The sequence below is a fragment of the Priestia sp. TRM10 genome (assembly GCF_057808375.1).
The window spans coordinates 968,676-981,633 of sequence record NZ_JBJZOT010000013.1 but is presented as its reverse complement, the minus strand read 5'-3'; the positions used below and the strand labels follow the sequence as shown (position 1 = coordinate 981,633).

The 12,958-nt window shown below is 36.9% G+C and carries 12 protein-coding genes and 1 pseudogene; all 13 read right to left on the bottom strand.

Annotated elements, in window-relative coordinates; translation table 11 throughout:
• Positions 1-290: 290 nt before the first annotated feature.
• A complete protein-coding gene (locus ACK3CR_RS16100) occupies positions 291-2,138 on the bottom strand; it encodes a sigma-54-dependent Fis family transcriptional regulator (RefSeq protein WP_488975755.1) in 1,848 nt (615 codons plus the stop codon).
• Positions 2,139-2,314: 176 nt separating this feature from the next.
• Positions 2,315-3,694, bottom strand: a complete 1,380-nt coding sequence (lpdA, locus tag ACK3CR_RS16095) for a dihydrolipoyl dehydrogenase (RefSeq protein ID WP_488975754.1) — start codon at positions 3,692-3,694, stop codon at positions 2,315-2,317.
• An 11-nt stretch (positions 3,695-3,705) separates the two neighbouring features.
• A complete protein-coding gene (locus tag ACK3CR_RS16090) occupies positions 3,706-4,914 on the bottom strand; it encodes a dihydrolipoamide acetyltransferase family protein (RefSeq protein WP_488975753.1) in 1,209 nt (402 codons plus the stop codon).
• Between the two features lie 20 nt (positions 4,915-4,934).
• Positions 4,935-5,969 carry an alpha-ketoacid dehydrogenase subunit beta gene (locus tag ACK3CR_RS16085; protein WP_488975752.1) on the bottom strand — a complete coding sequence of 345 codons (1,035 nt, stop codon included), beginning with the start codon at positions 5,967-5,969 and terminating at the stop codon, positions 4,935-4,937.
• 15 nt (positions 5,970-5,984) lie between these two features.
• Positions 5,985-6,977 carry a thiamine pyrophosphate-dependent dehydrogenase E1 component subunit alpha gene (locus tag ACK3CR_RS16080; RefSeq protein ID WP_488975751.1) on the bottom strand — a complete coding sequence of 331 codons (993 nt, stop codon included), beginning with the start codon at positions 6,975-6,977 and terminating at the stop codon, positions 5,985-5,987.
• 192 nt (positions 6,978-7,169) lie between these two features.
• Positions 7,170-7,568 (bottom strand): hotdog fold thioesterase, encoded by a 399-nt coding sequence (locus tag ACK3CR_RS16075; RefSeq protein ID WP_243510465.1) that lies wholly within the window; start codon positions 7,566-7,568, stop codon positions 7,170-7,172.
• Positions 7,569-7,695: 127 nt separating this feature from the next.
• A pseudogene (locus tag ACK3CR_RS16070) lies at positions 7,696-8,046 on the bottom strand (DUF3992 domain-containing protein).
• Between the two features lie 70 nt (positions 8,047-8,116).
• A complete protein-coding gene (locus ACK3CR_RS16065; protein WP_488975750.1) occupies positions 8,117-8,452 on the bottom strand; it encodes a hypothetical protein in 336 nt (111 codons plus the stop codon).
• Positions 8,453-8,502: 50 nt separating this feature from the next.
• Positions 8,503-9,024 carry an S-Ena type endospore appendage gene (locus ACK3CR_RS16060; RefSeq protein WP_488975749.1) on the bottom strand — a complete coding sequence of 174 codons (522 nt, stop codon included), beginning with the start codon at positions 9,022-9,024 and terminating at the stop codon, positions 8,503-8,505.
• A 188-nt stretch (positions 9,025-9,212) separates the two neighbouring features.
• Positions 9,213-10,235 carry a DUF3231 family protein gene (locus ACK3CR_RS16055; protein ID WP_488975748.1) on the bottom strand — a complete coding sequence of 341 codons (1,023 nt, stop codon included), beginning with the start codon at positions 10,233-10,235 and terminating at the stop codon, positions 9,213-9,215.
• Positions 10,236-10,335: 100 nt separating this feature from the next.
• Positions 10,336-11,745, bottom strand: a complete 1,410-nt coding sequence (locus ACK3CR_RS16050; RefSeq protein ID WP_488975747.1) for a sensor histidine kinase — start codon at positions 11,743-11,745, stop codon at positions 10,336-10,338.
• A 3-nt stretch (positions 11,746-11,748) separates the two neighbouring features.
• A complete protein-coding gene (locus tag ACK3CR_RS16045) occupies positions 11,749-12,456 on the bottom strand; it encodes a response regulator transcription factor (RefSeq protein WP_243510486.1) in 708 nt (235 codons plus the stop codon).
• A 141-nt stretch (positions 12,457-12,597) separates the two neighbouring features.
• A complete protein-coding gene (locus tag ACK3CR_RS16040; RefSeq protein WP_243510489.1) occupies positions 12,598-12,957 on the bottom strand; it encodes a YxeA family protein in 360 nt (119 codons plus the stop codon).
• Position 12,958: the final 1 nt, after the last annotated feature.

Here is a 12,958-nt window from a genome sequence, read left to right as displayed (position 1 = left end):
AATGGAAAACCGGAAAGTCTTGTGAAAGTTGAGCTTTATAATAGTACTCAGGAATTGTTAAAATAGCTCATGCAAATGAAGATGGACAGCTTTCATCTTCTCTTCTAACTAAAAACGGGAGGAAGAAAATTATATTGGGGACTATTTTAGAGAAACCTTCCTTTTCAAACAAAGTTCCTATGCGTTTTTATATCAATGACAGCATACAACACTATCGTAACCTCTTCTCCTTTGGGATACCAAGTTTATGGTGGAAGCTAAAAAAGTCAGGGACTCTACCCCTGACTTTTTTAATGGAGATTATATTTTTGAAGACGTCTATAAAACGTGCTGCGCGGGACATTGATTAATTTTGCGGCAAGCGTAATGTTTCCATTTGTTTCCCGAAGTGCCGTCTTCATTTTCTCTTTTTGAATTTCTTCTCGAAATGAAAGCGAGGGAAGTTCCTTTTCTTCTCTTTCAGGATACGAAGAAAACGAGTTCAATAGAATATTGTCTAAAATATTTTCTACTTCCTCTCCTTTTGCTTCTTCCACAATTTTAATTCGATGAAGTATATTAAACAGTTCACGTATATTGCCTGGCCAATCATAGTGAGCAAGTTTCTTTAAAAAAAGAGGGGATAAAGTTACATGCCAATTATATCTTTCACAAAAATACTGAACGAGATGTGGAATATCTTCTTTTCGACTTCGTAGTGGTGGAACATGGACTGGATAAATATGAAGTCTGTAATATAAATCTTCACGAAACTTTCCTTGCTCAACAAGAGCTTTTAAGTCTTGATGTGTTGCTGTAATAATTCGAACGTCAATGGACTTTTCCTCTTCACTTCCAAGAGGAGTAACAACACGTTCTTGCAAAACACGTAAAAGAGCGGTTTGCATCGTAAAAGGTAGGTCACCAATTTCATCTAAAAATAGTGTCCCGTCGTTCGCTTGCTGAAATTTCCCCTTATATCCTCCACGCTTTGCTCCTGTAAATGCTCCTTCCTCATATCCAAAAAGCTCACTTTCAAGCAAGTTTTTTGGAAGCGCTCCACAGTTTAATGCAATAAAAGGACCATTTTTTCGTCCGCTGTTTTCATGAATTGCTTTTGCAATCATTTCTTTTCCTGCCCCTGTTTCACCGGAAAGGTAGACACTTGCCTCTGTTGGTGCAGCACACTTTGCCTCTGTTAGGGTATGTTGAAAAGCTTTACTGATGCTTTTTGCGCCATTAAATATAAAAGGAGCGGAAACAAAAAATGAATCTCTATTTTTATGCCTCTTAGGTTTTAAATAGGCAATATATCCAATAGCCGTCAACCGATTTTTCGAGAATACAGGAACTTCAAACTGTACATCATACCCTTCATTTAATAAACTTGCCTTTGACATTTCAGCCCAGTTCCCCTTCTTTTCCCTTACGCTTTTGCTTGCTCCTACAACGTTCCCGTTATTTGTGCAGACAATAAGCGGACGCTCACTTTCTATCCATTCCATTGTGTTGTGTAAAAGCGCAATCTCTTCTTCCCTTTTTAGGTGTACTTGTGCTTTTTCAATCATATAGGCTGCTGAATTAGCAGTCACAATCATAGACTCATGAGCATGCTCAGCAGGACACGAAATATTAAAAACACCAAGAACTTCTCCCTCTCCTCCTCTTATAACAGCTGAAGAACAGCTCCATTCATGGGAAGCTTTTGCATAATGTTCAGCTCCTGTCACCATCATTGCTTCCTTATTTTGGAGAGCTGTGCCAATTGCATTTGTCCCGACTTCTTTCTCTGTCCAGCATGATCCCTCAGTAAAATTAATTTCCCTTGCTTTTTCTAAAACGTGCTTAGCTCCATTCATTGATAAAATATATCCTTCTGCATCGATCAACAGCGAAACCATACTTGTCTCCCGAATAAACTTTTCTATTTCATTCATATATGGTAAGGCTGCATGAATTAAAAAAGAATTTTTACGTCGTTGTTTTTCTAACTGTTCTTGATTTAAGACGCGCTGTCCAACTTTTAAATTCGGATTTACTTCTTCACTTCTACAGCGATACCAAGACTCTATAATTCTCTTATTTAGACGACTTTCTTCTAGTGTGCCTTCTTTTATAAAACGCTCCCACATATTTAAAGAAAAACTTCCCTCTATCATTAAATCCTCTCCTATAATCGTTGTTTTACATAAGAAAGGTGTCTGCTCTAGAAAGTTGATTTCATCCTTTAATCATGTATTATTCTTTTATTATAGAAGTTTTAGAAAGCGTTTTCAACAAAGTCTATATCATAAGAAAATGGACTGCTGTTAACAGCAGTCCATTCTATCCCGATTTATGCATGTACAGCACTTCCTGTCGTGTTCAAGAGCGCTTCATGAATAGCTTCTGAAAGTGTTGGATGAGCAGCAATAAAATCTTCCATTACATCTATTGTTAGTTCACTATGAATCATTACTGTTCCTTGCCCAATGAGCTCTGTTGCTTTTGGACCAACGATAGAAAGGCCAATAATCTCATTAAACTCTTCTTCTATCATTACTTTCACTTTTCCAAACGACTCACCTGTAATAAGGGCTTTTCCGTTTCCCCCAAATAAAAACTCTCCAACTTTTACTCTATCATATACTTCTCTTGCTTCTCTTTCTGTAAATCCGACACTTGCTACCTCTGGAAAAGTATAGACACACCGAGGTACTGCTCGATAATTCACCTCAGTCTTCTCTCCACATGCATGGAGTGCTGCAACTGCCCCTTCATGAAAAGCAACGTGTGCTAGCTGAATACCTCCTATAATATCTCCGCATGCATAAATGTTCGGGACACTTGTTTGCATGTGTTCATTTACAGTAACTCCTTCATCTGTAAATTCTACTCCAGCTCTCTCTAGACGGAGATCGCTTGTTTTTGGCTTTCTTCCGACGGAAACAAGTACATAATCACCTTGTCTTTCTTCACATCTTCCCTCACTTGTTATAAAACTAACTTTTTTAGCTTTTTTCTCTACACTCTCTAAGCGAGCATTTGTATAAATTTCTACTCCATCTTCTGCAAGCTTTTCATGTAAAAGAGCTGAAATATCTTCATCTTCATGTGGAAGAAGGGTTGAACTTCCTTCAATAATGGTTACTTTTGTTCCAAGACGGCTATAAATACTAGCAAACTCACATCCAATAACGCCTCCTCCAACAATAATTAGAGAAGATGGAAGTGTTGAAAGCGACATTGCCTGCCCGCTATGGATTATCCAGTCTCCATCAAATGGAGCGAACGGTAAAGACACAGGAGCAGATCCCGCAGCAATAATAAACTCTGTTCCTTCTATTTCGTCAACACTGTCCTCTTTTTGCACTCTTACTCGATTATGACTGATAAAAGAAGCTCTTCCCTTCATAACGTTAATTTTATTTTTCTTCATTAAGTATTTAATCCCTTGCACAAGCTGATGAACAACACCGTGCTTATAAGCCTGCACACCGTTCCAATTAACAGTAGCGTCTTTTGGAACTTCTATACCAAAGCGTCCTGCTTTCTTTACTTTTTCATATGTTAAAGCACTCTCAAGTAAGGATTTCGTTGGCATACATCCTTCATTTAAGCACGTACCCCCAAGATCCTTTTCTTCAATTAATATCACCTTTTTTCCAAGTGAGGAAGCTTTAATTGCTGCAACATAGCCAGCAGGACCTCCTCCAATTACAACTAATGTTGACATGTTTTTTCCTCCTACAAAAGGATTGCGATTGGGTCTTCTAAATACCCCTTAATGGTTTGTAAAAATTCCGCAGCAGGTGCTCCATCTACAACACGATGATCAAATGTTAAACTAAGTGGTATCATGCTGCATTTTTGAAGTTCTGCTCCTTTATACATTGGAACTTGCTCAATTGCCCCAACCCCAAGAATACCTGTTTCTGGTGGGTTTAAAATAGGAGTAAAAAATTCTACTCCGTATGTGCCAAGGTTTGTCACTGTAAAGGTCGATCCTGTCATTTCAATCCCATCCATCTCTCCTCGCCGAACTGAAGAGGACAATTTTCTAATCGTTGTGGCTGTTTCCACTAGGGAAAGCTTTTCGGCATTTCTTACAACAGGAACAAGTAAGCCATCTTTAATAGCAACAGCGATTCCAACATGTACACCTTCATGATAAATAATGCCGTCCTCATCATAGCTGCTGTTCATTTCTCTATGTTTTCCTAATGATAAAACAGTAGCTCGCACAATAAAATCGTTCAGAGAAAGCTTTTCTTCTCCTCTTTTTTCAAAGGATTGTTTTACTTCCTCTCTTAGTTTAACAAGATTTGTAACGTCTGCTTTCATCGTAATTGTAAGCTGTGCACTGTTTAATAAACTGCTTTGCATACGTTCTGCAATCACTTTTCTCATTCCTGCTAAAGGTATTTTTGTTCGTTCTTCTCTCCCTTCTTCTCTGCTTTCTTCCTCCTTTTCAGCTTGCTTTTTCAATTCTTTTTCAACATCAGCTTTTGTAATGCGACCTCCTGGACCGCTTCCTTGTATAGTGTCAATGTCAAGTCCAGAAGCTAATGCTATCTTTTTAGCAACAGGTGAAATTTTCAGACGGTTCCTTTTTATAGGACATTCTTCTATAGCAACTGTTGCTGCCACTTCCTCTTTTGAAGAAGATAAAGAAAGACGCTTTGTTTCATTTTCTTTTTTTTCGGCAATTTGTTCATTCAGTTCTCCAATGTAGCAAATAACAGTACCTGGAGGAACCCCTTCCTCTTCTTCAACTTTAATATCTAATAAGACTCCGTCACTTGGCGCTTCCACTTCCATCTCGATTTTCTCGGAGTTAATGCTCGCAACAGGCTCTCCTTTTGTCACTTTATCCCCTACTTTTTTATTCCAAGACGATATTATTCCTTCTTTCATCGCCATTCCGAGCTTTGGCATGACAACTTCGACTGCCATTTTCGTTTCCCCCTTTTTTCTTATACATTTAGAAGAGATTTGTCTCCGATCAGTTCTGATACAACTTTAATAATTTTTTCTGGCGTTGGTAAGTATTCATCTTCTAGAGGTGGCGAAAATGGAACAGGTGTGTGTGGTCCTGTAATCCGCTTAATTGGTGCATCTAACATATCGAACGCTTCATCTGCTACAAGTGCTGCAATGTCTGTTGCAATGCTGCATCGTGGGCTTGCTTCATCAACAATAATAAGGCGGTTTGTTTTTTCAACAGAAGAAAGAATTGTTTCAGAATCAAGTGGTGAGAGGCTACGTGGATCTACGACTTCTGCTTCAATGCCCAGTTTTGAAAGCTGTGCTGCCGCTGTTAGTGCTGTGCCAACTTGCTTTCCAATTGCAACAATTGTTAAATCGTTTCCTTCTCGCTTAATGTCTGCTTTGCCAAGTGGAATTGTGTAATATCCTTCAGGAACTTCTCCTTTTGCGTTATACAAAATTTTATCTTCAAAGAAAATAACAGGATCATCATCTTCAATTGCTGACAACAACAATCCTTTTGCATCATATGGAGAAGAAGGAACAACAACTTTAATTCCTGGAATGCTTGTAAATAAAGCATATAAGCTTTGGGAATGCTGCGCTGCTGCTCGAAATCCTGCTCCATGTGTTGTGCGGATTGTAACAGGGACTTTTGCTTTTCCACCAAACATGTAGCGAAACTTCGCTCCCTGATTTAACACTTGATCAAGACAACATCCGATAAAATCATTAAACATAAGCTCTGCAACAGGTCTAAGTCCAGTCGCAGCTGCCCCCATTGCTGCTCCAACATATCCTGCTTCTGAAATTGGGGTATCTAACACTCGATCTCTCCCAAACTCTTGAACAAGTCCTTTTGTAACCCCAAGAACGCCTCCCCATGCCTCATCATCTTGAAGATGGTCAACTCCTCCACCACCTGCAATATCCTCTCCAAGCATGATGACATCTTCATCTTTCCTCATTGCAAGCTGAAGTGCTTCATTAATTGCTTTTGACATTGTTAGTTGTCTGATCATTTTTCTCTCCTCCTTTTAATATGAAACATATACGTCTGTAAACAGTTCTTTTTGATCTGGATACTCGCTGTTTTCAGCAAGTTCAACTGCTCTTGAAACGGCTTCTTCTACTTTTGCGTCAATGTTATGAAGCTCTTGTTCGTTAACAATTTCTTCTGAAGTAAGATAGCTTTTAAACAAAGCAATTGCATCACGTTCTTGTAAATGTTCTTCTCTATCTTCTTTTTTCTTATAGGTTTGAGCATCACCTTCAAAATGACCATAATTTCTGTATGTTACACATTCAATGAGAGTTGGGCCTTCTCCGTTCCGGGCTCTTTGGACCGCTTCTTCTGCTGCTTTATAAACAGCTAAAATGTCTTTTCCGTCAACACGTATTCCTGGAATGTTGTATGATGTTGCTCTTTCTGCAATTGTCGAGCAGCTTGAAGCAGAATCAAAAGGTGTTGCTTCTCCATATCCGTTGTTTTCAGCAACAAAAATAACAGGTAATTTCCAAACCGCTGCTAAATTGATTCCTTCGTGAAACGTTCCTTCATTATTAGCTCCATCACCAAAAAAGCAAACGCTTACATCTTTTGTCTTTTTATATTTTGCTGTTAATGCAGACCCACACGCAAGCGGGAATCCTCCTCCAACAATTCCGTTTGCTCCAAGCATTCCTTTATCTAAATCTGCAATATGCATTGACCCTCCTTTTCCTTTACAAAGGCCTGTAATTTTCCCGAAAAGCTCCGCCATCATCCCGTCAAGATCGCATCCTTTTGCAATACAATGTCCATGCCCTCTATGTGTGCTTGTAATGCTGTCCTTATCTGTTAAATGTGCACACATTCCAACTGCAATAGCTTCTTCCCCTGCATACAAATGAACAAATCCAGGTAGAACGCCTCGTGCGAAGATTTCATGAACTTTATCTTCAAACTTACGAATTTCAACCATCTTCTGATACATCCACGTTGCTTTTTCCCAAGAAAGGTGTTTTTGATTTTGCTCCGTCATTTTCATTGTATAGCCTCCTTTTTAATATCTCACTATACATAGATGCAAGAAGCATGCCAAAAAAAGAATGTTGTTTTATAAGCTTTCTGTCTCACTTTCCTTCTTAAAAAATGAGACAAAATGGCACGTTTGTGTCACTTTGTCTCATTTTGTTTCAAAAAAAACATCCTTTAAGCACTAAGACTTAAAGGATGTTTTTTAGCGTTTATCAACAACCGCAATTGTACATCTTGAGATTGAAATCAGTTTTTCTTCTTCATCAACAATCCGAATCTCATACACCATGCTTGTCCGGCCTTGGTGAATAACAGATGCTATTCCTGTTACAAAGCCACTTTGTTTAGAGCGAATATGATTTGCATTAATCTCTTGTCCAAAAACTGCTTTTTCCTTAAGGTCAACTAAACTTGCGGCCCCAAGACTTGCAACCGTTTCAGCAAGAGCTACAGAAGCTCCGCCATGTAGAAAACCAAACGGCTGACGTGTTCTTTCATCAACAGGCATCTTTGCTATACATGTCCCGTTTTTTTTCACTTCTAAAATTTCTATCCCTAGACTCTCCATAAGGGTGTTTTTCATGTTAAAACGTGCTTCCATTATAACTGCCTCCAAAAAATAAAAATATGTACACTTTAGGATAACAGTTTTTTTCTCTTCTTCCAAAGAATAAACTAAAAGTATATAAAAAAGCTTAGATTTAGAATAATCCAAGCTTTCTTCACGATTAAAATTTATAGTTTAAGGAAAAAGCAACTTTCACATTTGCCGTTCCTGTTCCACCTGTACCTGCAATTGCAATGGACTCGATATTGTTTAATGTGATGGATTGTGCTTCTCCTGGTCCAACTGTAAAATCAGTAACAGCTGTTCCATTAACCTCCAAACTCGCTGTTGGTGAAATCCCTACAGCTCCATTATTTTCAACTACAATTGTTCCATTAATCGCAAACGTGCTTGTATCACTCTAAACTGGAATAGGCGTTCCAGCTGTTGTAACTGGTAAATCAATAGTTACACAAACAGCATCATTTACAACGCCAAGTTCGTCACTGCTACAACCTCCTAATTGAGCCATCTTATTTCCTCCTCATCGTAAAGTGAATTCTTTCTAACTCCATTATATGTTAATCATTTTTTCGGAATGGTTAAAAAATTATTTTTAAGAACTTTCTTCTAGGCATCACAAATGTCCCATTTATACTTCGATTTTCATCTTTTAGAACTTCTATTGTCATATCAAAACTAATCATCAAATTAACAATAAAACAAACTTCTTTCTCATTACTCTGTAGAAACTCTCCATAACAATGAGCATTTTGAATAGTAGTGTTTACAATGGTATGAGTTGGAGCATATAGAAGAGATGTTTCTTCATGTAAAAAAGCAAAAGGACCTATAATACAATCTTCAAATTCAAGGCATACGTATCCTTCTTGTACAAACTGAATTTCTTGAAGAAGGATAGCCTCCCCATTTGGCAAAACAATTCTTCTCCTTTTTCGTTCTGAAGAATCCCTTTTTTCTCTACACGTTATTTTTCTTGTTCTGAAGACAAAGGATACCCTTTTTCGTCACTAAAGAAGAAGCGTGCATTTTCCAAAACTGAAATATCAAACTCTTCCTCTGATATAAATGATAATTTCCGATGCACAGCAATATGGAACGTCCCTTTCACCTCGTGTTTCCCTTCGTTTGTAACAGCTAGAGAATGAAGCTTTGCAACTGTTATGCTTCTTGTTTGTCCTCTTAAAACAGAGAAAACAAACTCAAGATTAACAAAAACGCTCATCTCTTCTCCATGTTGAGAATTATTGCAGATCCAAATCGCGCTCGTCGTAGGAACAGAGGAATGATGTTCCCAAAGTATAGCTGGATACTCAGCGGGATTTGCAATTCGGAAGTGACGGCATATTTTTTCATGCTGTATTTTTTGCTTTTTCTTCTTAAAAACAGGCCGCTCAAATTGAATTGTAGAGGATCGAGTCATCCAGTCAAACACCTTCGCAACTCTTATGCAATGGGATTCAGGGTGATCAGCTTGAATAGTAGACATGCAATCCCCCCCTGTTCTATACAACTAATTTATGAATTTTTTTCCATGTTGGTTAGCCTTTTTGTTGTTATTTTTTAAAAAGAAAGCGTTTATTTAAAGCAAAGAAGTGTTTAATCCCCGTTGGATTAGAAAAAATGATGAATTTAAAAAGAAGAACCTCTTATTTTATTTAAATAAGAGGTTCTTCTTTATTCTTGGTGTTCTTTCTTACGAACTAACATCTCGCGGTCTTCTATTCCAGGAGGCTGCTCTAGCCAGTTGTGTTTAATCATAATATCAGCTCCCTTTTTAGCAAATTGACCAATTTCTAATGATAACCTCTCATAGTTTAAAACAAGATCACTGCGCTGACTAGCGGCTGCTCCAGTCGCATAGTTTCCCGTTCCTGCCGCGCTCAAAAGAGACATTTGAAACATTAACAATTTATCTGAAAATGTTGGAGTTGTAGAGTTGCTTATCCCCATATCAGGTAGCCTCGGAGTAGGGATATCATGATCAAGCAGCGTATCTACAAATACTTTAATATGCTTGTTTGAGATTTCTTTTCCACGCTGCATGTACTGTTGGATTTCTTTTGATGGGGAAGTTTGTCCAAAGCTTAAGCAAAGCTGAACACCGATCACATTTGTGACAATATTCATGAACAAATGAGAAATTTCAACTGCATTCAATGGCCGCTTAGAGCTAAATGGGTTTAAACCGCTAAAATATTTTTTGCTATTTATATAGCTGCTTTCTTTAGGAACTTGGATATACGGTTGGCGGTTAAATACCCCTTTTAAAAGAGCAATATCTGTTGTCATATTGTAAAGCCCACTCGTTTCAGTTAAGGCCGTTGTAAAATAGTGACGAATATCTCCTCTTGAACTCATCGAAATAGTGCCACTATATGTTATCATCCCTATTCTAGCCATAAAATTAACATAATCTAAACAAAAAACATCTGTATAAAGCCATGGAGCTTCTTCATTAACATCTTGAGATGTAAAACCGTTTGGGATAGCATAATTTTCTTTGTTAAATATTTCAACTAGCCTTTTTAAATGCTGTGAAGCAATATCATAAGCATGCCTAATAGCAGGCTTTATGTCATCATCTTCAATATGTTTCAGCATGTGACCTAAAATACATTTTGACATGCTATCATTCATATAAGCGGTCCAAAGAGAAGCAATCTCAGCCGACGTCAAATGAACCTTCTTTCCTTCCATTGTAGTAACCCCCTAAAATTAAGCTTATTATAATTAGTGTTTACAAACATTGGAGGAAATACATATAAAAAGTATAAATAGTTAGAAATCATCCGAGAGACTAGAGATAAATGTGAATTGTTGTTCCCATCCCAACCATACTTTTCATTTCAATATCTCCATCATGTGCTTTAATAACGTCTTTCGCAATAGCCATACCAAGACCAGAGCCTTTATGAACCTCTCCCGTATTTGTCCCTCGATAATACCGATCAAAAATTTTATCAAGATCTTCTTTCCTAATCCCTTTTCCATTATCTTTTATAACAATATGGGGGCGTACTTTTTTTTCAATTCGAACCGTTATTTTTACGTTCTCATCATTGTGTACAATCGCATTATATATTAAGTTGTGCAACGCTCGACGAATTAAAATCTCCTCTACCTCTACTTCTACTTTTTCTTGCTCTACTTCAAATTCAATATGACGGTTAGCATATCTTGCATCATTCAAAATATCGATGACAATGTTGCGAAGCACTGTAACAATATTAACTTCCTTTTTATTCAACATAAGTTCTTTATTTTTTAACCTTGTTGTTAAATTTAAGTCTTCCATCACTTCTTTCATATACAATGCTTTTTTTTCAATAATGTCGGCATATTCTCGCATCTCATCTAATGAAAAGTGATATTCTTTGTTTTTCATCATCTCAGCATATCCTTGAATAGAAGCAAGCGGCGTTTTGATATCATGAGAAATGTTCGCAAGCCATTCTTCTCTCATATGATCTAACTTCTTGCGCTCTTTCTCATTTGCGGTTAGCTCAGTTGACAAGTAGTTCACATTATAAAAAACGTCTTTATAAATGCCTTTTGGTTGGTAATTCACGCTATAATCTTTGTTTGCAAGTCTTTTAATTCCATCAATTAAGCTATTTAATGGAGAGGTTAGTCTTTTGCTAAATAAATAGCCAATGAAAAAAGCGATCAAGCTATCGATAAGTAAAAAAGTAAGTATTCCCACTTTAAAATTGTGAAGAATGCTTTCGATATCAAATGTGAAAACATATTTATTAATATTCGGATCACTAAAACCAACGAAATAGCTGTATTCCCGGTTATTCATCGTTTTCCCGCCTGCAAAAACGGTCGCTAATATATCTTCTTCCTTATATTTATATCTATTGATGGTTTCCAACGGCGTATATTTTTTCTTCACAGCTTTTGGAAGTTTGTAGCCGTATACTTCTTTTCCGTTTTCATCAACAATTTGAATCCACGCGTTTTTTTGGTCAAGCTTCTCTTTCCCTTTTTCGGTAACATCAATATTTCCATTTCCTGCAGTAATATAATGATTAAAATTTCTTGTAAACCTCTCGGCTGATATTTCTCTACTATGAAATATTGGCTTTCCTGTATTAATTTCAATGAGGAACAATCCAATGAGTGTCACAATGTTAATAACTACAACTAAAATAACAACAAGTACAATGGATAATAAATACCGGCCTGTTAGCTTCCATTTCATCTCTTATTCATCCTCGATAACAAGCTTATATCCTAACCCTTTTACAGTCATTAAGTACATGGGTTTTGAAGGCTGATCTTCTATTTTTTCGCGCAGTCTTCTTATATGAACCATAATTGTATTATCAAATCCAATAAAGTCTTCTCCCCATACAACATCACAAAGTCTTTCTTTACTAATTACTTTATTTGGATTTTCAAGAAAGTGCTTCATTAATCCAAGCTCTTTTCGTTTAAGCTCGACAATTTCTCCATTTTTGACTAGCTCTGCTTTTTCTTCATCGAGTATAAAAGGACCTTTTGTAATAATAGGATCACTTTTTTCCTGTTCCTTTCCATAACTTGCTCTTCTTAACTGAGCTTTCACTCTGTAAGCAACCTCTTTTGGACTAAACGGCTTTGTAATATAATCGTCTCCTCCAATTGCAAAACCTAAAATCTTATCAATTTCTTCTGTTTTGGCTGATAAAAAGAGAATCGGTACTTTTGACACTGTTCGAATTTCTTTACATACGTCATATCCTTCTCCATCAGGTAACATAATATCTAGTAAAATAAGATCTGGTTTCTGTTGACGAAATTGAGCCATCCCTTCCTTTGCAGTCGCAGCTGTTAATACGTGCTCAATTCCTTCTTTTCTTAATACCGTCTTTATAAGCCGCAAAATATCTTCTTCATCGTCTATGACAAGTATCTTTTCGTTATTCATCATATATCAACAACCACCTTTAAAATGTATCATGCTCCCTATTATATAGAAATTGCTGTACTTATTAAAACATTGTCGTATTTCCTTCTCTTTCTATAAAAAAACCTTTACAAAAGACTTCTTTTGTAAAGGGCACAAAGTGACTCACATGAATTTTTCTTTTACTTTTTGAGGAACTTTATCTTCGTTTATTTCTTCATATGATGTTACACCTTTATCATTTTTTATAAATAGCTCTAAATAAGCTTGCTGGCGGAGGGGGTTTTGAGACGTAAATGTTACAGTTTTGGCTTCACCGTCTTCCTTTACTGCCCGAAGTGTATATTCATATCTCACAAACACTTCTCCACTAGTGGCTTTCTCCTCTAACTTTTTGCCCTCACCTATAATTTGTGTATAATATTTGTCAGTACCTAATCGATTAATATTAACGTTCTGAAGAAATAGAAACGCTCCACCTAATACAACTAAAAACGTTATAAGAATGATTGCTGTTTTTTTCATG